Origin of the sequence: Candidatus Synechococcus calcipolaris G9 (assembly GCF_029582805.1) — a bacterium.
Taxonomy (GTDB): domain Bacteria; phylum Cyanobacteriota; class Cyanobacteriia; order Thermosynechococcales; family Thermosynechococcaceae; genus Synechococcus_F; species Synechococcus_F calcipolaris.
On record NZ_JAKKUT010000002.1, the window covers coordinates 435,956 to 458,003 of the forward strand.

Consider the following 22,048-nt stretch of genomic DNA (forward strand, 5'->3'; position numbering starts at 1 on the left):
TTGCGCTAAATACTAAATTATTGTGTGTTTTTGCACTGAATCGAGTTTTATAACTTTGAATAATCTAGAAAAAATCATACTCGTGTTCCTGATCACCGTTGGACGATAAGGCTTAAGGGTTGGCTCCATGAAACTTCCTCCTATTCTTCGCTTCCGTAAACGTTCCTCCTTAGGTTCTAAGCAGCGCACCTTTGGCCGGCGATCGCCCCGGAATCGAAATCGGGGTTTCACGTTGCCCATGGTGGTGGGTATGGGCTTGATCATGATTGTGATTGCCCTGACCATTATTTCGCGATCGCAGATTGATAAAGTCACCTCCAGCGTTCAGAAGCAAACCAACCAAGCTTTTGCCATTGCCGAAGGGGGAATTGCCCGCAGCCTCGGCCTACTCAATGGCAACTATCAAATGTTTTTGCGGCTCACCTATAATCCCATTAACCCCACAACTAACCAGCCCTATCTCATTACCCGCGCTCAAGCAGAAAGTGCAGGCAATGTTAATTTAGTCGGGCAGCCCAATGTCGATTCCCTCTCCTTTGCTGCTCAAGATCAATGGACATCTCCACCAGACCCACCCCCTTGCTACAGTGGAGCCGTTTTGACGGATATTATTCTGAATGGGGATATTGGTGGCATCAATACCGGAACCTACGAGCTTTTAGCCTATCTCTACGATGAGGTGGACAGTGCTGGATACCTACTGCTACGGGGAGATGTGCCCGGGAGTCCGGCCAATGCTTTTGTGATGCAAAAAATTAATGTGGTCGATAAAAATATTCCCTCCAACTTCCCGGGACTGATGGCTGAAAATATTAACCTAGGTAACAACGATGTCTTAGGCTCGGTTTCTGGGAATGTTATTTGTACCAATCCCGCCAACTGCGTTGTGCCACCAGCATCCTGTGTGAATGGTCAGCCTACAAATGCCGGACTACGATCTGCGGTGGGTGCTTTGAGTAATAGTGTCATTGAAGGTTCTATTGCCGTAGGTGCTATTGACCGGCCCTCTGTACCCCTTCCGCCCCCCATTGTTGGTTCCATCGTCGATGGCAATGAAATCATGCCTGGGGAAGGGGCCTATAACCTGGGTAGTCTAGGAAATAGCTCCGTTAAAAACTATCCCCGTACCGGTGATGAATACTATACAGATCCAGAGACGGGCGAGGAATACTATGCCTATGTGATTAACAACATCACCCTTTCTGGAACAAATCGGCTTCAATTTAATACATCGAATCGGCCAGTATATCTGTTTGTAACCGGGAATGTGAGTGTTGCTGGACAAGCAGGGATTCGCAACACCTGTAGTCCCGATAGTGTCACTTGCGGGTCCCCTTCGGGGATGGCTGGACTGCCCTCTGGCACTGGCACCCCCGACCGTCTGCGCCTATATGGCAATCCATCTGACAACGATAATACCAATGATCAACAAATTACCCTGAGTGGTGGTGGAACCGCCGGTAGTATGTTTATCTTTGCCCCCGATGCCCGTGTGGGAATTAATGGCGGTAGTAGTAATCCTGATATTTTTGGGGCGGTCTGGGCGAAGGAATGGAATGGCTCCAACTCCAATGTTGCCGAAATCCAAGTCCCGGACAATCTCCCGGATCTATTAGCCAATACGGGCATTGGTGCCTCTATTACGGTTGCGCGGACAACGGAAGCCACAAATTGGAGTCGCTTGGCGCAATACTAAGGGGTTAGCAGGGAAGGTCATGGGAAGTAATAAAATGATGATGCACCATTGGCAAGAACGGTTCACGGGGCGATCGCAGCGGGGGTTTACCCTGGCGGAAGTCTTGGCATCAATTTTAATCACGGGGGCGTTTACGGTGGCGGCGTTTCAGGCCCTAATCGTGGCCGCTGCCTTCCAGGCTGATGCCAAGAAATTCTCAGAGGCAAGTAACTGGATCCAGGAGGATCTGGAAAATATTAAAATTGTTGCCTATGATCTGTGTCAAACCCGTTACGTTCAGAGGCAACTGGATCAACCTGTTTTAGCGGGTAACAACACGATTACCTTGGGCTTTATTCCCAATGGTTCACCCGATTATGCAGAGTCCCAACCCCCTGCGGGTTGCCCCTTTACCAGTGCCACCGATGGTCTACGGGTCGGTGATGATTTGCTCATTGGCTCCGATGCCCAGACCAACAAAATTGCCTCTATTTCTGGGAATACCGTGACCCTAACCCAGAATATTAACAGTAACCGTAGTGTGGGGGCGCGGGTCTTTGCCCGATGTCGAGCCGGAACTCAAAATGGCGGTTTTGGAGCCTATCTCCAAGATCTGCTACCCAACCTCAACAGTAGTGGATCAAAGTTGATTGTGAATCAAACCTATACGATGACTCGCACAGCGACGATTCGGAATGTGGCTCCCTTTGAAATTCTAGAAGTGAACTATCGGGTTCAGAACGCCAACAACAACGTGATTGCCCAATTATCGACAGAGGTGGTACCCAATGCATTTTTCCGCTGCCCGTAATTCTAATCACGGACTCACCTTGGTTGAAACCCTGGTTGTTGTGATTATGGTGGGAGTTTTAGCGGCCATTTCCGCTCCCAGCTTTCTGTCTTGGTTAGAGTCCCGTCGGGTAGCAGAGGCCATGGCCCAACTGGAGGGAGCGATCCGGGAAGGGCAACGGGAGGCGATGCGGAGTAACACCAATTGTGTCATCAATGTTCCCAGTGGAGCCAACCCGACCATTACCGCCACCCCAGCGACCTGTTTACCGACGGGGCCCCGTAATTTGAATAATGTAACTGTTCGTCGCAATAGTGGTACGAATGGACTCCATCAAATTCGCTTTGGTTTTCAGGGCCGCACAGCCAACACGGGCACTGCTGTTGTTGCTTTAACCGCCAATCCAACCCTACAGCGTTGTCTAGTCATTGCTCCAGGACTAGGAATTATGCGTACCGGCATTTATAGTGCCTCCGATACCGCTGGCATGACCGCTGGAAACTGCACGGGGGCGAATTAAATGAGTATTCAATTCATTGAGGAGCGTTGAGCAATGGGTTTATTTCCTCGACAACTAAAAAACCTCACTCGTTATTGGCAAAATGTAACAACTCCTAAACCTCAGGCAAAGCTGATGGCTCAACGGGGGTTTACGCTCACCGAGTTGATTTTGGCCGCCAGCATGACCGGCGTTATTGTTACCCTTGCAGGATTCGGCATGGTGGCAATGATGCAAAAAGATCGCCAAGTTGAGGAGCAAGCTACCATTCGCATGAACTTGAGCCGGGCCCTAGATTTCATTTCTGATGATATTCGCTCTGGCCTGAGTGTCTCGACAACGGCCCCTGCCGGTTGGACGGTTCCGGCCAACTATCAGTTGATTTTATACATCGAGAAACCCAATCCCAACCTAAATGATCCGGGTGTGACCGGGGTTGCCTACTATACCCGCTCCAATACGGGGATATGGCGCGGGCCACGGGTTATTTATCGGGCTACGGCCTCCGGTGGTACTAACTTGAGTCCGTTAATTGATGGTATTTCCGCCCAAGCCCCTGACTGTGCGATCGATCTGACGGGGGCGACGGACAGTGGTACTGGAAAAGGTGGTTTTCGGGCCTTGGTACAGAATAACCGCAATGTCAAGCTGTGTGTCCTAGGTCTTTTGGCTGATACGAGTGCAGTGACCTATCGTGCTGAAACTCTGGCAGCGGTGCGATCGGGGGCCGTTGTTGCCCCTTAGAGGCGATCTCCGGGCGATGAGTTAGTAAGCTCTAGGAATAAAATCACTGGGTGTATCTAAGGAAAAAACTTCTTCTTGGATACGGGCAACATAAATACCTGCGTTTAAAACCCGTTCCCGTAAATCTGGAGCCATATCCACCGCCGCTAAAATGCCATAGACATTCTTATCTCGATGCTCAGGAAAAAACTGATGAAAGCGACTCAATATCGTTTGTAGCTGGGTCAAGGATTCATCTCTAGCATGGCTTTTGACTTCTACGACATAGACCGCATTAATATCACTATTGGCATAGGCTAAAACATCCAATTCTAAATGATGCCCTTCCTTGGAAACTCTCACACTGGGACTAATCACCTCCATGCCAAATTGATTTCGTAAAATCTTCTCCATGGATGGTAGGGCCAGACCCTCGGTAAAACTACCAAATTTAGCCCCAAGTCCACCAATTTGTTTGCCTAGTTCACGTAGTTGTTGGCTTGTTTCTCGTTGCTGTTCCTTTCTTTGGAGATCGGTTTCTCGCTGAGCTTGGGCTAGTTCTTGCAATTTTTGATCCGTTTCCTGCATCTGGCGATCGGTTTCTCGCTGGGATGCGGCTAGTTCGCGTAATATTTGCCAGATTTCTTCAGATGCTGCTGTCATTTGATTATGTCCCAACGTGAAAGACCTATTTCTATCCTAATCCTCAGGCTGATTGTGACGTGACATTCTATGGAAACAACATCGGGGGCGATCTCTCCCGAACATGAATTTAATAGGCTCTAGGCGTAAAATCACTGAGTGCATCTAAGGAAAACACTTCTTCTTAGATACGGGCAACATAAATGCTTATTTTTAAAACTCATTGACACATAGCTAAAATTGGCAATCTAACTGGTTAATTAGCAAGGCTATCCAGGGAAACCTGATTCTGCCAGTCTGATAGGGTTAGAGATTGATCTTCAATCCGAATCGGGCGATCGCCGGGGCTGAACCAATAGTTATTGCGTTCTTTTAGGGTATCCAGAAAGGGCTGGGCATTGAGGGTAATGAGCAGAAATGAATTGGCTTGGGTTGAAAGGATCCAATTATTTTCCAGATGCCAGTCTTGAGACACAAGGGTTTGGGTTTCTCCGGTTTCAGGGACGGTAATCTGGCGATCGCTCAGATCCCGAACCCCCACCTGGGCAAAGTCGTTATCGATGATTACATTATTTTTCAGGGTGACATTTTGGGCGGCCCAACCAAAGACTCCTGGGGTTTGCAGATAGTTGGGAGCCACTTGATGGTTGTTGGCAATGATGCAGTTTTGCACAGTAATCGGGCCCGCACTCGCTTCTAAAAATAGCCCACCCACCTTGTTATCATTGAGTTGACTATTTTCAACGAGAACCTCCTGATTATCCGTATCTAGCCACAGTCCCGTTGCTTGGTTGGCGATCGCTCGATAGTGATCAAAATGCGCACGGCGTAGATAAAAAAACTTTTCCCCCGCATCCCAGTCATAGAACTCCCCCCAAGCTCCCCGCCAATTATTTTCCCTCGTCTCCACATCCTGCACGGTCAAGTCTTGGATTCGCCAGCCCCCCAACCCCCGCAGACCATTATGGCGAAACTGACTGTGATGAATTTGCACCTGCTGGGAGTGGTTCACCGCCAAGCCCCCCCAATTATTTTCGGCAAACGTACAGTTTTGAATCCTGATATTTTTGGCATTCCTGATGACCAAAGCAGCGGTAAAGGTTCCCCCATAATGCTCAAACCGCAGTCCCTCTAGGGTGACATTCTGCATTTGATCAATCACCATGCCCCGATCTTGGGTCGTCACTTCCAGGTGTGCCGTGGCGGGATCCATCCCTAGGGGTAAACGCAGGTAGAGGCGATCGCCCTCCTCGTCAACATAAAATCCCATCACCGTGGTTCCTTGACTTAAAGCCTCTAAGCTCAAATATTGCTGCACCAGCTTGGAGTCCTGCCAGACCATTTCCCCCCGTTGGACAATCTCAGCCAATTCAATGTCAAATTCTGTCCAGGGATTCCCGGAGAAACCCCAATCGTAGGGCCAAGGATGGACAAAGAGAGCAGAGGTGGGGGTTGTGCCGGCCATATCCTGTCGCCAATCCTGCCATGGTTCGGCACCTGAGAGGATCACCGTCCCCGGAGTGATTGCCCTAATGGTGAGGGGGGCCATGGCCACGTTTGTCTGCCCCTGCAAATTCAACTCCTCCCGATAAATGCCCGGCCCTAAACGAATTTCATGGGGAAGATCGGGGTGTTCTTGGGCATAATTGAGGGCATCTTGGAGACGTACAAAGGGGGCTTCCCGACTCCCCACGGTGGAACTAGGGGGAGGGGTATCCTGGGGATCGACATAAAGAATCACGGGTGTTGACATCGGCAGAACGGGTTGGGGTAGCCCTTGCCTAGGAATAGACAAAAGAATAACAAGGGCGGCGATCGCGAGACTAATGAATCGTGCCGCTCCAATAACTCTTTGTAACTCTTCTGGTCTCCAAACCACGATCCTAGTTCAATCCGCACATTCTCTGGGGAGTACTTTCGGGGGATTAATGAATATACACCTCCCAATCCGTACCCACCCGAATGGTTAAGTCCGATCCCACATTGCCGGTGGAATCCGCTAAAACCCTACCTTTGCCTAGGGTAGAGTGGAGAACCTGGGCCGCACTCAAATCCCCCTGCTGGGCAACAATTTTGGTACTGGTTTCAATCCGATGCCAATCTTGATCCACGTAGGCATTGTCGTAGCCATGGTGATGGAGAAAATCCACCATATCCTCAGCAGCATAGGGATCGGAGGAGGCATTTTGCACCGCAATCCGTAAATTATGACTACCCCCTAACCAGCTTTGATTACTGATTTCCGTAAGGACACCGCGATCAAAGAAATGGTTATCCACCACCCGATCCACTGCCACCTCATCCAACAGCCAGTAACTAGCCTCGTAGTCATCACCACTAAACTCTCCTGGCAAAAGGATCATTCGCAGTTGATCCGAATCTAGGCGGACACTAAATTGCCCGATCGCCATAATTTCCCCAAAGGTCAAATCCGTATCCACATACTCTTGGAGAACTTTATAGAGCTGGGGCAAGCGGGTTAGCATCACTGGCTGGGCTAATTTCTTTTGCAGCGCCTTGATTAACACCTGTTGGCGTTGGGCCCGGCCAATATCTCCCATTTCGTCATAGCGGAAACGGACAAACCCCTCGGCTTGCTCCCCCGTCAAGGTCTGCAATCCTGGTTGCAGATCAATAAAGAGGCCCTGGGTATAGTCGGTGTAGTACATCCGCTTGGGTACATTCACCTCTACCCCATCCACCAGATCCACTAGGGCCCGGAAAGCCCCGGTATTAATGCGAATATAGCGATCCACCGGCACATAGTTGAGGGTACGGCTGACGGTTTTGACTGCTAACTGGGGCCCACCATAGACATTGGCGGCATTCACCTTGTCTATACCGTAGCCAGGAATCTCCACCCGACTATCCCGGGGAATACTCAAGACCGTGAGCGTGCCATTTTCCGGATTGAACCGGGTCAGAAGCATGGTATCGGTGCGGCCATTAAAGACCTCCGGGGAACCGGGAGGAGCATCGAGGACTTCATCCACGCCCATGACCAAAAGATTGACGGGGCGACCCATGCCATACTGAAAGCCACGACTGACAAAATCAATAAGTGATGGATTATTCCCCTCGCCATCATTGCGAAAGGGAGACATCATGGAAAGCGTCATTCCGGCAAACACGGAAACAAGGGAGACAGAGGTGAAGGCCACGCCCCAGCGTAACCAAGACCAGGGCGATCGCCGGTGGGGTATGGCGCGAGGAACAGCTTTAGGCACAGTTGCCACGGGAACCTTTCGCGGCCGCTGACTTTGGGGCCGCTGTTTTGCTACGTATCCTGATTGTTTTAAGCCTCGTGCCACCTACTTTCCTCCCCACAAAATATGGGCCACCTACCAATCGTTAAGCAATGCTCTCTGGCTGTTGCCCTAGGCGTGATCAGGTGTGATTCAACTTCCTAGAGGTAACGATCTAGACGTTAATTTCTAGACGTTAAATGACCAAGTTTTGAGCCATTGTTACTTAACTTAAACTTAAGTGTAGGCGATCGCGCCCCGAATCAGTATTTTTACTCAGTCTCTTGATGATTGTCTCTTAATGGTTATCCCTTTAATGTTAGTCAGCCCCGACCTCACAAAGAACCTGCAACTCTACCTTAGGTTCGTCTACGGCAGTACGATTAGTCAAGATTGGGCCAGAAGATTGTTAAAAAAATAATCGAAAAAATGCCCTAAAAAACCATCCGCCCCTAAGTAAATTACCTAGGAGCGGTCTGGCGGTCATCAATGTTTGGATCAGACTGCCGAGAGAACTCAGCCCGGACTGGAGAACAATCTCGGCCTACAGCCGATTCACTCCAAAACGACGACCCAAGCGTTTACTACTATCTGACATGGGCATCACCTCCATTCCCCTGATCGGTTCATTGCAAAACAACTAAACGTAAGATAGCACACCTTTTAGGAAAAACAACAGGCTTCGGGCAAAATGAGCATGGCATCTCCAAAGGAATAAAAACGATACTCCTGGGCGATCGCCCACTGGTAAAGTTCTAACAACCGTTCACGGCCAATAAAGGCACTCACCAGCAGGAGTAAGCTGGAGCGGGGTAAATGAAAATTGGTGATCAAGCCATCCACAATCTTGGGCCGATAGCCCGGATAAATGAATAGGTCACTGAGGCCGGAAAAGGCTTGCAGCGTTCCGGTTTGGGCGGCGGTTTCCAGGGCCCGGACAACAGTAGTACCCACGGCAATAACCCGACCTCCCTGGGCGTGGCAGCGCTGGATTTGGGCCACAGTGGTTTCCGGGATTTGCAGCCACTCATGGTGCAGTTGGTGGCCGCGAATATCCCGACTCTCAACGGGACGAAAGGTACCCACCCCAACATGGAGGGTAATGAAGCTATGGTGAATTCCCTTTGCAGTGAGGCCTTGCAAAAGTTCGGGGGTGAAATGGAGACCAGCGGTGGGAGCAGCCACGGCCCCAGGATGTTTGCTATAGATGGTTTGGTACTGTTCGTGATCCTCTAGGGGTTGGCAGATATAGGGGGGAAGGGGAATCCGGCCGAGGTGCTCCAGATAGGGCCATAGGCGTTCTCCGGAAGGGAGATCAAACTCAATGAAGCGGCCGCGGGTGGTGGGGTCTGTTGCTTGAATGGTGGCGGTCAACTCACCGATCTGAATTTTGCTCCCAGGGCGAAGACGGCGGCCGGGTTTAACGAGAGCCAACCACTGGCGATCGCTCCTCTCCTCTAAAAGCAACACTTCAATGGCAAGGTTAGAACCCCCTAGTTTGATGCCCAGAAGTCGGGCTGGAATCACCCGTGTATCGTTTAGAACCAGTAGATCCCCAGGTTGCAACAATTGGCCGAGTTCAAAAAAATAATGATCTGCCCAGGAATCTGCTTGAACCGTCAATAAGCGGCAGCGATCGCGGGGGGTTAGGGGAGTTTGGGCAATCCGCTCCGGGGGTAAATCATAGTCGTAGCTGTCCAAACAGAGATCCGGGTCTAGGGTAGGCAAGACCTCTGAAATCGGCAAACGGTCAGTCATGGGGTCTCGGAATTGGTTTCGCCATTGTTGCGGGGGATGTTGGTGTTGGGAATGTTGGTAGGAATGTTATCAGGGGCTATGGTTGGGCTGGGGATAGCTTCCTCAGGAGTCGGGGTCATCCCTGGAGTGGGCAGCATTTCCGGGGGTAAATCGGGGCTAGGGTCAAGGAGGGGAAAGGGGGTGGGAGGGGTGGGCCCAGGGTCTAGGGGCGTTCGCGGATTTTGCAGCCAGCGGTTAGACAGAATCATCATTGTGGCAAAGGCGGCTAATCCCCCTACCACTAGGGTCACTAAAATAAATACGACCCAATGTTGGCGACGGGATGACGGTGTTGGCGATACAGACAGATCGGGTAATACCGTTTCCTCGGGGAGGGGAATATCTAAATCATCTACATCATCTATGTCCGAATTTAAGACATGGGTTCCCGAATCCCGATTGGGGCGGAGAAGCTCAGCGTAGTTGGGTTCTACCCGATCGGCTTCCCCTGGCTGTACGCGGCAATGGATCAGGGACAGGGTAACGTTATCGTGGCCATTCAGTTTATTTGCTAATTCAATCAGGCGATCGCCCGTGGTAGCCACATCAATCTGCTGATCCAAAATGGGCAACAGATAGGCCGGCCAATAATGCTCCACCCGGTCGTAGTCACTTAAACCATCGGAGCAAAGGAGCAACAGGCAGTCTTCATCCAAGAAAAAGGGATGGACATTAGGGTGCAGGTGTTGGGATGCCCCCATCCCTAGGGCTTGAATTAAGGATCCCGAGTAGGGATGAACCAGGGATTGATGATAACCATCCATGCCCAGGCGCACCTCTCGACTGGCCACATCATCGTCTAGGGTGACTTGGTAACAGCCATAACGGGTGATCCAGTAGGCGCGGGAATCGCCAATGTGGGCCAGAAAAAGCTGGTGCTGCCGCAGTAGGGCGGCCACGAGGGTCGTTCCCATCCGCTGCCGATCCTGGCGTTGTTCCTGATCATTGCGCTCACTAATGGCATCATTGGCTTGGCGAACCAGGCGAGTCAACTCCTTGATCACTGCTGGACTCTCGCGGATGTCCTTCAGTTGAGGTAGGGCGGCGGTTAGGGTGGCGATCGCCAGACTTGAGGCCACATCACCGCCAGCATGGCCACCAACCCCATCACAGACGACGGTGAGGAGTTCCGTTTCCTTAGTCAGGTTTGTGCCCGACTCCGGGTAGCAATTATCTTCGTTGCGTTTACGACTGGGACCCTGATCACTGCGGTTGGCTAGATCAAATTCATAGGTATAGCCATGGTTGGTGATGGCCGTGGTTAACCAATCTTCCACACTTTGGACAATGGCAGTGAGATCGCGATCTTTACGATCAATGAGTGCCTGACACAATTCCTGAAAACGCTGATCCAGGGATGCCTCAATATCTGAAAATCCGAGGCGATCGCGGCAAAACGTTCCTAGTTCTTCCAAGGTGACCGCCTTGCCCGTTTCCAATTGCAACAGCCGCAAAATGGGCCCTTCAACTCGCAAATTTTCGGGGATTAACAGACTTGCCGCTACGTCTTCTTCCTGAAAGGGGCCCCAGAGGCTGATCAGTTGCCACAACCACAGGAGTCGCCGTACCACCCCAGCTTTTTGCCAAGCCCGTAAAAAGGGAACCGCCGATCGCAACCCCGATTGGATAAAGGGCAACTCCGCGACCGTAAGTTGGGATTCCATATCGATCAACGTTATTGGCCCCTGCTCCAACAACAAAATTTCGGAGAGGTCAGGGGCATCCTCAGAACCTGTCACCACCGTCAGGGCACCAAAGGCTTGGGGAATATGGAGACGATGGGAAAATAACTTAAGGTAGGGACGGTAAAGAAGATTCGTAGACTCTAATTCTGGGGCAGGCTGACCTGGCTGAATATCCAACAGGAGGTGCTTTCCCCGCACCAGATAGCGATCGCCCAGCAGGTGATTCACGTCAAACGCTTCTAAGGTATCTCCCACGGCCCAGAGATAGCGTTTCGGGAGTGGAGCTTCGCAATTTTGACAAACAACATTTGCTTCTAAATTGGGGCTTCCACATTCGGGACAGTAAATTGTGGCTAAGGCGTTATCCATGAATTTTATTATCCCTGACAAAGGGCAGCGAACAATCCCTCTAAGCTATGTTCTTGGGCTTCTATGTCAACTCTTCCCAACAATGTCTGGCAGGTCTGGGACGTTTGCGGGCCAATACTGGCGATCTTAACTTGATTCAGAAGTTCTTGAGTGCGATCGCCCCCCCCCAATAGCTGACAAAAGTGGCGCACCGTCTTAGAACTGGTAAAGGTAACCAGATGAATTTGCTGCTGTTCAAGGGCCCGTAGGATAGCCGAATCCACCTGGGTCGGGCAGCGGGACTCGTAGGCCGCCACCTCCATCACCTGGGCGCCTGCGGCCCGAAAGGCTTCCCCTAACACCGGTCGTCCTCCCGTCTCAACCCGGGGAAAAAGAATGGAAAGACCGGCAACGGGGACGGGAAAATGAGCAATCAGGGCATCGGCAATGAACGCGGGCGGCACAAAATCTGGACGGAGTCCATGGTGGCTTAGGGTTTGGGCAGTCTTTTCCCCCACCACGGCAATCTTGAGCGTTCCTAGGGCACGACTATCTAAGCCCAGCTCCTGCAACCGCTGAAAGAAAAAATGCACCCCATTGTGGGAGGTTAAAATTAACCAGTCAAACGTATCTAAATGTTGCAATGCCTGATCCATAGCCTGCCAATCCTGAGGTGGGCCAATTTCCAGGGTGGGCATTTCCAGTACGGTGGCCCCTGCCCGCTGCAACTGTTGCGTAAAGGCACTGGCCTGGCTGGCGGCACGGGTGACTAAAATGGTTTGGCCACGGAGGGGATGGGAAATGGAAACGGCCATGGAATCTGGGCTGGGGGATGGGGGTACGTTTTCTAGCCTAACGGCAAAGGGTGGCTCTGCGGCCGCACCAATGACCATCACCGCTGGAGCCAGATCCCAGCCCGCCAGTTGGTCTTGAATCGTGGCCAAGGTACCAAACCAGGCCTGTTGCTGGGGGTGGCCAGCCCAACGAATCAGGGCGATCGCCTCGTGATCGGGCCGGCCAAGGGTTCGCAATCGTCTTAAAATTGCCCCAAGATTTTGGGTTGCCATCAGCAGGATCAGGGTGTCTAATCGGGCCAAGGTGGGCCAGTCCAGGGTCTCTAGATCGTGGGCCGTACAAATGGCCAGAACCCGACTCTGATGCTTATCTGTCAAACATAATCCCGCCAAGAGGGGGGCCGCTAGGGCCGCAGAAACCCCAGGAATCACCTCATAGGCACATCCGGCCTGGTTGAGGGCCACCAGTTCATCCCGCAATCGACCAAAGATCCCCGCATCCCCACCTTTGAGACGCACCACCCGTTGACCCCGCCGACAGCGATCGACTAAATACTGGTTAATTTGGGCTTGGGCAATACTCGGCCCCTGCGATCGCTTACCCACGGATAGACATTCACAGGTGGCTGGGCAAACCGTTAGCAGTTCTGGGGCAACAAGGGCATCGTAGAAAACAACATCGGCCTGTTGCAGTAGGGCATGGCCCCGCAGCGTTAAATAGTCGAGGGAACCGGGCCCAGCCCCAACAAAATAAACCATACCCCCTGGCTGGGCCAATGTGGGAGAGCCTAAGCTATTCAAATCCACTGCAAAAAAAGGACACCCTGTTTCCTGGAGCTAGTTACTGGGGAGGGGAGACTTTGCCGGGATTTTAGCCTCATCCCACTCATTCACCACCTCATTTTCGGTTTGGGTGGCCGCATTGGTCACTAGAACTGTAATTTCACGGGGGGAAAATCCTTCTTCGATGAGTTCGATATAGATCGGGTGGAGATTACTTTGCAGATCCTTATAGATCGATCGGGCGCGATCGGTATAACGAAAGTTTTGATCAAATAGACTAGCCATTAGGTTAAATTCCCATGCAAGGCAGCGAATGTAAATATTATACTTAGGGTTTTTAATTCGGTGAAAGTCATTCTTGCTAGTGCGTCATTCTTTCTAGTTCTATCGCAGGTCAACCCCCAGAAATCGATCTAAAACCCGGTATCGCCAAAAGGAACGTAATCCTAGGGCCCAGGCCAGAACCACCAGACCAATGAAACCAAAATCAATGAACCTCAAGAGGTCTAGGTCGAAAAAGCGACGCAGGGGCGGCCAAAACATCACCCAAATAAACGCCGCCGCCATCGTTAAAACAAGGGTTACATAGCGTTTATTGCCACTGAGGGGAGAACCTCCCACCCACATCCGCGCGGGGGGCTTGAGAAATAAAATTAAAATTAAGGAACAGAACATTAGGGCCGTGACTAGGGCGGTACGGGCAATGGTCAAACTATGGCGCAGGTCATTCACCGTAATAATCCGGGTGGCTTCTTCTAAGCTGAGGCTGCCCTGCAAAATTTCAAATAGGGGGGTCATTTGCCAGGCAATATAGCCCAAATACACCAAAATTCCCACCAGAGTCACACTAATGGTGGCTGGCAGGACAAAGTGCAGCAGGGAGCGAATGAGGGATTTATGGCTGCGGGGGCCGGGTATGGCCCAATAGGCTACCCCTAGGGTGGGAATGCCCACGCCCAGTAGGGTCAGTAAGGAATTATGGACAATCAGCAGCGGAAAGGCCCGGCCTGCCATCACCGTAATTAAGGAAAGAAGGGCAAAGCTGAAGACCCGCACCATAAACAGTTTGGTGACATCTTGGATACCGTTATAGATACGTTGCCCCTCCCGGAATGCGGCGGGTAAAGCAGAAAAGGCGTCTTCAAGGAGTACAATATCCGCCACGTTGCGGGTGATGGCACTGCCACTTTCCATGGCAATCCCTACGTTGGCCTGCTTGAGGGAGAGAACGTCATTGACCCCATCCCCAATCATGGCCACATGGCGGCCCCGCTGTCGCAGACTTTTCACTAGCTTGGCTTTTTGATCCGGGGTAATCCGGCCAAAAATGGTGGCATCCACGGCCGTTTGCTCAAAGGTGGGATCATCCATCTGGGCAAGGTCGGCCCCGGATACGGCGATCGCCCCAGCAGGCATTCCCACTTGTTTGGCCAGGGCCTTCACAGTACCAGCATGATCCCCAGAGATAATCTTGACATCAATCCCCGCCTGTTGAAATCGCCCTAGAACTGTTTCACAGTCTGGCCGCAGGCGATCGCCAATCCAAAGGACGGCTAAGGGAATCCTATTCGCAGGCAATTCAGGATTTTCACTGCCCTCGGGCCATTGGGGATCGGTGGCCGCCTGGGCAAAGAGTAAGACCCGTAACCCTTGGGCCATTCCTGATTCCAGGTAGAGATCCACCTCTTCACTGCGCTGATCCACGGGCAGCAAAACATCCGGTGCCCCCAGCAGATAGGAATGGGACTCCGATGCAAAGCCTTGGGCACTCCACTTGTAGGCCGAGGAAAAGGGAATTTCCAACCGTAGGGGTCGGGCCGGCCCAGGGCAAGCGGCCCCAAGGGCCAAACTGGTTTGATTAGGGCTGGTGGAACTGGCGGCAAAGTCAGCTAGATAGGCTCGAATAGTCTCCTTCTCTACCCCACCTAGGGGATGAATCTCCTGTAATTGCAATTCATTGGTGGTCAATGTACCGGTTTTATCCAGACAGAGCACATCCACACTACTGAGGGACTCCATGGCATTGGCCTGCTGCACCAACACCTGCTGCTGGGAGATCCGCAAGGCTCCTAGGGCGTAGGCAAGGGTAATGGTCAGGTAAAGGCCCACCGGAACTAAGCCCGCCACCACCGCCGCTGTTTGCACACTCATGGCAAAGGAGGTTAGTCCCACCAGTAGGGAGAGCAGCACTAAAATCCAGAGAAAAATAGCTAGGGCGAGAATGACCCGAATAATCAGGTTAATTTCCCGTTGCAGGGGGGTGAGTTTACGATGGTGAACCTTGGCCTCGGCGGTGAGTTGATTGGCGGTACTGGCAGCCCCTACTTTTTCAGCCCGATAGGCGGCACTGCCACTGACACAAAAGCTCCCGGAATAGACCCCATCCCCCGCCTGCTTAACAATGCGATCGGATTCTCCGGTGAGCAGGGATTCATCCACCTGCATTTGGCCGGAACCAACGACCACACCATCCACCACGATTTGATCCCCTGGTTGAGCCAAGAGAATATCCCCCTGAACCACGGCGGCGGGATCAATGATCTGCTCCTGGCGATCGCGAATGACGGTGACGCGGGGCCGGGTTAAAAGGGCAATTTGATCCAGTTGTTGCTTGGCCCGCATTTCTTGGATCACACTGATAATCGTATTCAGGAACACCACGAGGACAATGGCAATCACATCCCCAGGACGACCCAAAATCACCAGAACTAAGCTGATAAAGAAAAAGACCCCATTGATAAATGTGAGAAAATTTTCCCGCAAAATATCTTTGTAGGAGCGATTGGACTCCTTCCCTTGGGCATTGGTTAATCCGGCCTCTTGGCAGGCAATGACCTCCGCCGTTGTTAAACCAATCAACTCTGATACATCTGACATAGGGAATTTACCGAGGTGATGGATCTAGGTCTATCTATAATGTCAAACAGGCTTAACAACGAAAACGGAACAGGGGGCATCCGCCACCACGGCCCCACTCACGGAACCTTGAACAACCCGTCGCATTCCCGTAAGTCCGCGGGTTCCGAGGATAATTAAATCGGCGGCGTAAATATTTGCTAAACGTATAATTTCCTCTGCCGGGTCTCCGGTGACAATTTCAATTTTGGCGGCGGCGGGGAGTTGGCTTTGAAACCGATGCAGATGTTCTTCAATGGCTCGGTAGGTTCCCTGGGGATGGGCGGAGGGGCGATCGGCGGGACTATCAAATCCAGACTCCGATGGGGAAATGACATGGGAAAGAATCACCTGGGTATCCGCATCAATGGGTAGCTGATACAGGGCTTCCATGACCCGCTCCGAAAAGTCTGTCATATCCAAGGCAATCAGAATCGTATTAAACATCCCCAGAAATCCCGCAACGGTGCTGACTTTTCAGTGTGCCATTAATTGAACTTGCTAGCATCGTGGTTACTTCATACACGTAGGAAGTCAAGTAAATCTTGGTTGAGTTGGTCTTTATGGGTATCTGTCAGACCATGGGGCGCACCAGGATAAATTTTCAGAGTTGCATTTTTCACCAGTTTGGCGGCGGCAAGGGCCGAGGTATCTATTGGGACAATTTGATCATCATCCCCATGAATAATAAGGGTTGGAATATCAAAGGCTTTCAAGTCTTCGGTGAAATCTGTTTCCGAAAAGGCTTTAATGCAATCTAAAGCATTTTTATGGCCCGACTGCATTCCCTGTAACCAGAACCAGTCGATCATTCCCTGGGATACCGCTGCTCCAGGACGATTAAACCCAAAGAAGGGGCCACTGGCTAAATCGCGATAGAGTTGGGAGCGATCGCTCAAAGATGCTGCCCGCAAACTATCAAAAACGGAGATCGGTAATCCTTGGGGATTTGCAGCTGTTTGCACCATTAATGGTGGAACCGCAGAAATAAGCGCAGCTTTCGCAACACAACCTGTTCCATGACGGCCAATATAGCGGCTAATTTCACCGCCCCCCGTTGAAAAACCCACGAGGACAATATTCTGTAAACCTAGGGTTGTAATCAAAGTTGCTAAGTCATCGGCATAGGTATTCATCTCGTTACCCTGCCAAGGTTGACTCGAACGCCCATGTCCGCGGCGATCGTGGGCAATACAGCGATAGCCGTGGGAGGCTAAAAACAACATTTGGGCTTCCCAGCTATCACTACTGAGGGGCCAGCCATGGCTAAAAACGACCGGCTGACCTGTACCCCAATCTTTGTAATAAATATCCGTACCATCCGCCAGACTTAGTTTGCCCATGATCGCAACTCGCTTGAATGAACTGCTTAGAATTTTCCGCTATCTAGTTAGCCTTTACCAATTCATCTATGGTAGGGCAAGCCATCCTTGCCGGTGCTATTCCCATAACTCACTATCTTCGGGATGATGTACTGAACCCATGGGCACAAATGCTGCGGCTGTCGCCTGTTTCCTTAGGATATTTCGGATAAGGGGGGTGTGGGGGCTTCGCCCCCAGCCAGGGGTTCCACCCCTGCACCCCGTCCCAACCAAACCATTGGTTGCTATAGATCAAGATATTAAATATTAATTTAAATAATTAAACCTTCTAAACGCTGACTCAGGGTCTTCGTCACCTCCTCAACGGCCTGGCGGGCACATTTACGATTACTGCGGTAGGTGGGCCAATAGTCATGGACGGGGATGGGTTCGCCAATGGTCATTTTCACCCGGCGGGGCCCCAGCAAGGTGTTGCAGTCCGGCACTGTCCCCTCAATCCAGGAAAAGGTACGCCAGAGAATTAACAGTACCTCGCCAAAGCGATCCATGGAGGGTTTTTCCCGGACATAGCTACCCGTCACCGAGGTAAACCGCTCCGCCAAACGCATGTGGCGCAGTCGCACATTGGCTTCTTCTGCTAACCAATTGGCGAGGCCCTTTTCAATGACCGAAAAGTCATCGGTATCGGAGCGATACATTCGATCCCAGGCCGCCTGCTCTAGGCGACGACAGCGATCGACAAACGTGGTGGCGGCTTTCAGGCCAAAATACCCCTCGGCAACATCTAAAATCACATTCAAGAGGCGTTGCAGTCGGGCCGCCAGTTGTTCATTGGCATCCGCCAATTCTGGCAGGGGTGGAAAGGTTTGCCGGTAGGAGGTGGCATAGAAGTCTTCGAGGCGATCGAGTAGGTGCAGGGCCAGGTTAAACAATCGTCGATAAAGGCTTTCTTGATCCGTGCCAATGGGGGCGGTGGTACAGCCTGCTTTTTTTTCCAGTTCGGTCATGACCGTTGCCAGGATGTCCCAGGAGGGTTCCGCCAAAAAGTATTGAATACCAATGGGGACAATATACACGGGTTGAGATCGCCCGGCTTTTTCTAAGTCTTCTAAGCACCAAAATCCTAACTGGGCCACCCCTGGCTCTAGGGGGGACACCCGTTCACTGTGGTCATTGGTGGATCCTTCCGGGGCCGCTGCCAAGGGAAATTCTCCCTCTAGCAACAACTGTCGCGCCGATCGCAGGGCTTGGGTGTCCAACTTACCGCGCATAATTGAACTTCCCCCCAAGCGTGCAAAGAGCCATCCGACACCATTACCGGCCCAGAGAGGAATGCCGCGATCGTAAATAAAATAACTATTCACCGGCGATCGCAGGGCCACGCCCATTTTTTTAGCCTGGCGGGGCAGTAGATGCCAGAGGAGATAGCCCATACACAGGGGATCATCCGTACTGGGGTGGCGAAAGGCGAGGATTAAACGCCCCTGGCCTGCCTGAAATTGTTGATAGAGATGGACGAGCTGCCCTAGATTGTCCGCTTCAATGGCGCGAATCTTCATTTTCCAACGCAGCCATGGTGGTAAAAGCTGGGCAAAGAACCACCAAACCCAGAAATTAAACTTTTGGGGCAAATACTGCAGGGGCGGCTGCACCTGACGAAAGGCACTAGACATGGGAGTGACTCCTTAGGGAAGATGAAAGTAGAAACTTTAGAACTTTGAACTCCGAACTTTGCTCTGACTCTGCATCACCCATGATGGTTATCAGGCAGTCTAGCACCCCTACCTAGAGGATTTGCCCGCCCCCATGCCACCTTTACGACCGCATATTACCGTGATCCTAGCCACCAGTCTGGATGGCAAACTGGCCAGTCATGCCGAACCAGATCAACGGATTGGCTCCCCGCGGGATTGGCACCATTTAGAACACCTTGTGGCCCAAACCGATGGGATTTTATTTGGGGCGAATACCCTTAGGTTAGGGGGCACGGCCATGCGGGTCGTGGATCGGGCCCTAATTCAGGCCCGTCGCCAGCGCAAATTGCCAGACCAACCCCAGCAGATTGTCTGTTCCGCCAGTGGCAATATTGATCCAGAGCTGCCTTTTTTTAGTCAGCCAGTGCGCCGCACTCTGTTGACAACCCCCCAGGGACAGGCCTCCTGGAAAAATAAACCCGGATTTGAGCAGATATGGGCAATGACAACCCCAGAGGGGGGCATTGATTGGCCGGGAGTGTTACAAAAAATGGCCGACCAAGGGATTCATTCCTTGGGAGTCTTAGGGGGCGGCATTTTAGTCACCAGTCTCTTTGAGCAGGGTCTTGTGGATAAATTTTGGCTCACCCTCTGTCCCCTAATCCTGGGAGGAACAACCTCTGCGGCGGCAATCGCTGGCTCCGGCTTTACCTTGGCCACGGCTCCCCGCTTCACCCTGCTGGAATCTCGACCCCAGGGCAATGAGGTCTTCCTACACTACCGTGTTGAGCCACCCCAGGGTGAATCACACCCAGGCTAAGGCTACCCATCAATCACAAAAATCACAAACCAATTACATATTTCCGCCATTCCGCATGGGTTCCGGTGCGGACGTGCTTGGTGACTTCAAAATAGAGGCTACTAATGGGGCGGCGGGGGGTTTGATGGAGGGGCATCTGAGCTTCCTTGGGGGTGCGATTGCCCTTTTTCACATTGCAGCGCACACAGGCCGTTACCATATTTTCCCAGGTATCACCGCCCCCCCGAGATTTGGGAATCACGTGATCCAGGGTTAAATCGTCACCGCTGTAACTACAGTATTGACAGGAATGACCATCTCGATGCAAGATATTACGTCGGGTCAGGGGAATTTCTTTATAGGGCATGGTGACGTAGTAGCGGAGCCGAATTACCGTTGGCAAGGGAAAGTCTTCGTAGATATACTTGCCGTTATGCTCAATTTGTTCCGCTTTACCCTTAATTAAAAGGACAACGGCTCGTTGCCAACTCGTAATGTTGAGTGGTTCATAGGAGGCATTAAGAACCAAAACCTTGGCCATACCAGTTGACGAGCAGAATCTTCCAGATATTACCATAACTCATGCCAAAAACTTGGCGATCGCCCAGATTGAGTGAAATTCCATTCCTGCAACCAACAAAATGGAGTGAAGAAGGGCTTGACATGGTTTGGTAGAATCCAATCAGGCAAGTTACGCCTATATTGGGCGGCCCATGAACGAGAACCGAAGGTTAATCCACTGTGGCGGAACCCATTTTTTGGCTAGCACTCTCACTTCTGCTCGTTGCTATCTGTTTAGCGGCGGTGTTGATTGCAGCCTTGCCCGCTTTTATGGAATTGGCCCGGGCAGCCCGCAGTGCGGAAAAACTCTTTGATACCCTAGGTCGGGAATTGCCCCCCACCCTAGAAGCAATCCGGCTCACAGGCTTAGAAATTAGTGATCTAACCGACGACATTAATGATGGGGTGCAAAGTGCCACCCAGGTGGTGCGCCAAGTGGATAAGGGTATCAGCTCTGCCAAAAAACAAGTTGAAGAGGCAAAGGTGACAACCCGCAGTGTCATGGCCGGTGTCAAAGCAGCCTGGAAGACCTGGAATCGGCCCACGCAGCATCCAGCCCAGTTGAATCATCGCAGCAATCGTTCCCTGGCCTTTACCCCAGAACCAGATCCATTGTCCCCTGCTCTCAACCAAGATAGGGAGCCAGCCCTAGGTGAACAGTCTGCGGATTCGCCCATACCTGGGGCACAGGAATCTAACTCGAACAGTCTAAACAAAGGCGAATAATGCCGGTGGTTAGGGTTTGCTCTGCATCTCGCCCCTGCTTCAGTTGGCTTTCAATGTTCAGGAGGGTGGGCAGACAAGCTTTAAGGGCCGCCAAAGGGGTATTTTTAATTTCTTTTTGAATAAAATAGATGCGCTTCGGATTTCCGACATCGGCAAGGCGGGCAATGACAGTGTTATCCCGTTCGCGATCGCTGGTGAGGAGTTTAACCCAAAGCCAGGTGCGAAACTGTCGGGTCAGGGTGGCCATTAAACGTAGGGGAGGTTCATTTTGGCGGAGTAAATCACTGAGTAACTCTAGGGCTGTACCCCTATCTCCTGCCAGGATGGTACTGGCCAAGCGCAAACTATTTTGGGTCGTGACGGTGACGAGGGCCGCCACCTGTTCCGGTTGAATGGTGGTACTTCCGGCATAGAGACGCAGTTTTTCCAGTTCGTTGTGGAGTTGCCGTGTATCGTTTCCCACGGCTTCCGCCAGTAGTTCAACGGCAGCGGCGGAGAGATTTACCCCCAGGGTTTTAGCCGCCTGCACCACGGCCGTTTCTAGTTCCTCGGTTTTCCAGGGGGGAATGGGGCTAAATTCCTGAAATTGGCCGTGCTTTTGCAGAAGTTTCACCACCTTGCTGCGACCATCGGGTTTTTGGGAACTGGTGAGAAGTAAATGGCATTCCGGCGGAATATGGGGCAGGGTCAGACTCAATTCTTCCAGTAAATCAGCACTACAACGTTGACCCAGATGGGTATTGGCTAACCAAACGAGGCGATCGCCACCGCCAAAGGGTAGGGTAAGAACTTGACTGAGGGCTTGCTGGGTTGACTCCGTTTGATCACCAGGCAATTTTTCATAATTAAAACTAACCCACGCCTGATCCAACAGACGATCTCGGAGGGCTTGTACCGCCTGCTGAAGGCGAAAACTATCTTCACCCCAATAAAAATAAATGCCCATAATTCACCGAGAAGCTCTTTTTCGATAGGGAATCAAAAATTTCAATTTTTCTTGTCTTTTGAGTAACATTTGGCCACACTGGGGGAGAATGGTATAATTTGCGACGTTAGACCCGTAACAATTG

Annotated in this window: 20 protein-coding genes and 1 pseudogene; 7 read left to right on the forward strand and 14 right to left on the reverse strand. The window is 51.6% G+C overall.

The features are described 5' to 3' along the window. The first annotated feature begins 127 nt into the window (after positions 1-127). The 4 genes from L3556_RS04785 to L3556_RS04800 are packed head-to-tail and all read left to right on the forward strand — an operon-like array spanning position 128 to position 3,708. The gene (locus tag L3556_RS04785) at positions 128-1,696 is read left to right on the forward strand and encodes a DUF7305 domain-containing protein (RefSeq protein WP_277866167.1); all 1,569 of its coding nucleotides are present in this window, start codon (positions 128-130) and stop codon (positions 1,694-1,696) included. 19 nt (positions 1,697-1,715) lie between these two features. Beyond that, positions 1,716-2,486 (forward strand): PulJ/GspJ family protein, encoded by a 771-nt coding sequence (locus L3556_RS04790; RefSeq protein WP_277866168.1) that lies wholly within the window; start codon positions 1,716-1,718, stop codon positions 2,484-2,486. Further along, positions 2,464-2,985 carry a pilus assembly FimT family protein gene (locus L3556_RS04795; RefSeq protein WP_277866169.1) on the forward strand — a complete coding sequence of 174 codons (522 nt, stop codon included), beginning with the start codon at positions 2,464-2,466 and terminating at the stop codon, positions 2,983-2,985. The genes L3556_RS04790 and L3556_RS04795 overlap by 23 nt, the downstream gene beginning before the upstream one ends. Positions 2,986-3,018: 33 nt before the next feature. Then, positions 3,019-3,708 (forward strand): PulJ/GspJ family protein, encoded by a 690-nt coding sequence (locus tag L3556_RS04800; protein WP_277866170.1) that lies wholly within the window; start codon positions 3,019-3,021, stop codon positions 3,706-3,708. A gap of 21 nt (positions 3,709-3,729) precedes the next feature. On the opposite strand, the gene L3556_RS04805 is transcribed toward L3556_RS04800, so the two are convergent. The 3 genes from L3556_RS04805 to L3556_RS04815 all read right to left on the reverse strand — a co-directional run bounded on the left by L3556_RS04805 (position 3,730) and on the right by L3556_RS04815 (position 7,436). Beyond that, positions 3,730-4,350 (reverse strand): DUF3782 domain-containing protein, encoded by a 621-nt coding sequence (locus L3556_RS04805; RefSeq protein ID WP_277866171.1) that lies wholly within the window; start codon positions 4,348-4,350, stop codon positions 3,730-3,732. 235 nt (positions 4,351-4,585) lie between these two features. Beyond that, positions 4,586-6,208: a right-handed parallel beta-helix repeat-containing protein gene (locus L3556_RS04810; protein ID WP_277866172.1), complete on the reverse strand. Its 1,623-nt coding sequence runs from the start codon at positions 6,206-6,208 to the stop codon at positions 4,586-4,588. A gap of 46 nt (positions 6,209-6,254) precedes the next feature. Continuing rightward, a complete protein-coding gene (locus L3556_RS04815) occupies positions 6,255-7,436 on the reverse strand; it encodes an LCP family protein (RefSeq protein ID WP_277866173.1) in 1,182 nt (393 codons plus the stop codon). Between L3556_RS04815 and L3556_RS04820 the strand changes: the two genes are divergently transcribed. Then, on the forward strand, positions 7,435-7,587 hold the full coding sequence (locus L3556_RS04820) for a hypothetical protein (RefSeq protein ID WP_277866174.1): 153 nt from the start codon (positions 7,435-7,437) through the stop codon (positions 7,585-7,587). The genes L3556_RS04815 and L3556_RS04820 overlap by 2 nt on opposite strands. A 650-nt stretch (positions 7,588-8,237) precedes the next feature. Here the strand turns inward: L3556_RS04820 and queA are convergent. From queA to L3556_RS04860, 9 genes and pseudogenes are all read right to left on the reverse strand, one after another. Continuing rightward, the gene (queA, locus tag L3556_RS04825) at positions 8,238-9,332 is read right to left on the reverse strand and encodes a tRNA preQ1(34) S-adenosylmethionine ribosyltransferase-isomerase QueA (protein WP_277866175.1); all 1,095 of its coding nucleotides are present in this window, start codon (positions 9,330-9,332) and stop codon (positions 8,238-8,240) included. Continuing rightward, positions 9,329-11,425 carry a PP2C family protein-serine/threonine phosphatase gene (locus L3556_RS04830; protein WP_277866176.1) on the reverse strand — a complete coding sequence of 699 codons (2,097 nt, stop codon included), beginning with the start codon at positions 11,423-11,425 and terminating at the stop codon, positions 9,329-9,331. Before L3556_RS04830 ends, queA begins: the two co-directional genes overlap by 4 nt. A gap of 8 nt (positions 11,426-11,433) precedes the next feature. Next, positions 11,434-12,219: a uroporphyrinogen-III synthase gene (locus L3556_RS16220; protein ID WP_338405727.1), complete on the reverse strand. Its 786-nt coding sequence runs from the start codon at positions 12,217-12,219 to the stop codon at positions 11,434-11,436. Positions 12,220-12,285: 66 nt separating this feature from the next. Further along, positions 12,286-12,957, reverse strand: a pseudogene (cobA, locus tag L3556_RS16225) (uroporphyrinogen-III C-methyltransferase); the annotation flags it as partial. A gap of 78 nt (positions 12,958-13,035) precedes the next feature. Further along, on the reverse strand, positions 13,036-13,266 hold the full coding sequence (locus L3556_RS04840; RefSeq protein ID WP_277866178.1) for a hypothetical protein: 231 nt from the start codon (positions 13,264-13,266) through the stop codon (positions 13,036-13,038). A gap of 99 nt (positions 13,267-13,365) precedes the next feature. Then, positions 13,366-15,858: an HAD-IC family P-type ATPase gene (locus L3556_RS04845; RefSeq protein ID WP_277866179.1), complete on the reverse strand. Its 2,493-nt coding sequence runs from the start codon at positions 15,856-15,858 to the stop codon at positions 13,366-13,368. 42 nt (positions 15,859-15,900) lie between these two features. Then, entirely contained in the window at positions 15,901-16,323 is a 423-nt protein-coding gene (locus L3556_RS04850) for a universal stress protein (protein ID WP_277866180.1), read from the reverse strand. 71 nt (positions 16,324-16,394) lie between these two features. Next, positions 16,395-17,219, reverse strand: a complete 825-nt coding sequence (locus L3556_RS04855) for an alpha/beta fold hydrolase (protein WP_277866181.1) — start codon at positions 17,217-17,219, stop codon at positions 16,395-16,397. Between the two features lie 290 nt (positions 17,220-17,509). Continuing rightward, on the reverse strand, positions 17,510-18,871 hold the full coding sequence (locus L3556_RS04860; protein ID WP_277866182.1) for a lysophospholipid acyltransferase family protein: 1,362 nt from the start codon (positions 18,869-18,871) through the stop codon (positions 17,510-17,512). A 133-nt stretch (positions 18,872-19,004) separates the two neighbouring features. Between L3556_RS04860 and L3556_RS04865 the strand changes: the two genes are divergently transcribed. Next, positions 19,005-19,712 carry a RibD family protein gene (locus tag L3556_RS04865; RefSeq protein WP_277866183.1) on the forward strand — a complete coding sequence of 236 codons (708 nt, stop codon included), beginning with the start codon at positions 19,005-19,007 and terminating at the stop codon, positions 19,710-19,712. 22 nt (positions 19,713-19,734) lie between these two features. Here the strand turns inward: L3556_RS04865 and L3556_RS04870 are convergent, their stop codons facing one another. Next, positions 19,735-20,232 carry an HNH endonuclease gene (locus L3556_RS04870; protein WP_277866184.1) on the reverse strand — a complete coding sequence of 166 codons (498 nt, stop codon included), beginning with the start codon at positions 20,230-20,232 and terminating at the stop codon, positions 19,735-19,737. A gap of 200 nt (positions 20,233-20,432) precedes the next feature. Here L3556_RS04870 and L3556_RS04875 point away from each other — a divergent pair, with 200 nt between their 5' ends. After that, positions 20,433-20,978 (forward strand): hypothetical protein, encoded by a 546-nt coding sequence (locus tag L3556_RS04875; protein ID WP_277866185.1) that lies wholly within the window; start codon positions 20,433-20,435, stop codon positions 20,976-20,978. Here L3556_RS04875 and holA read toward each other — a convergent pair. Continuing rightward, entirely contained in the window at positions 20,947-21,924 is a 978-nt protein-coding gene (gene holA / locus L3556_RS04880) for a DNA polymerase III subunit delta (RefSeq protein WP_277866186.1), read from the reverse strand. The two genes, L3556_RS04875 and holA, sit on opposite strands and share 32 nt — an antisense overlap. Positions 21,925-22,048 lie beyond the last annotated feature (124 nt).